The 701-nt window shown below is 59.2% G+C and carries 1 protein-coding gene; it reads right to left on the minus strand.

From position 1 onward, the window contains the following. The coding region (locus H7A81_RS27465) for an ImcF-related family protein (protein ID WP_304622207.1) at positions 1-701 on the minus strand (701 nt) is incomplete at both ends.

Here is a 701-nt window from a genome sequence, read left to right on the forward strand (position 1 = left end):
GATCGCGCTGCGGCAAAAGCTGCCGACTTCCACGCCCGCCCGCTTCTGCATATTGCTCATGGTGCGCTTTTGCGTGTCGCTGCTGGCACCGACCGCCAGCTCCAGCAGCAGCGTGCGGAACGGTTCTGGCTGACGTCCGGCATCGGCCTGCATCCGTGAAATGATGCTGCTGTCCGGAGGCGACATGCCGCTGTTGCTGGCGTCCTGCACCGCAGTGAGATAACTGTACAGGTCGTCGATATCTTTCAACTGCGCATCAAACGGGATACTGCTCTCTTTCGGGTCGCTCACCTGCGCCTGTTCAATAATGCTGGCGTAGTGCGCCATGACCCGCTGTTCCGGCGCTTCAATGTTGCCGCTCTGCGCCGCTTTGCGTGCGCGGAACAGCGCCTGCAGCGTGGCGGTGGCGTTGTTATTCACATAGTGGGTGCTGCGTTCCAGCAGCGACGGCTTATCCTGTTTCTCTTTTTCATCTTCCGGTGGCGTCAACGTCAGGTTGCGGCTGAGGTTAATAATCAGCTGGCGCAGGGGGGAAGTCCGTCCCGACAGCAGGCGTGCGGTGTTGATGCGTTCGCCGAGGTTATTGATTGGCTGCAGCTGAATATCCTGCAGCAGCACATCCCACTGGCGCATATAGTCGTCGAGGTAAAGTCGGCGCACCGTCTCTTCGAGGGTGTTTTGCTCATCAGCACTTTCACGAC

It is taken from the genome of Pantoea sp. ME81 (assembly GCF_903970985.1).
In the GTDB taxonomy this organism is placed as follows: domain Bacteria; phylum Pseudomonadota; class Gammaproteobacteria; order Enterobacterales; family Enterobacteriaceae; genus Pantoea; species Pantoea communis.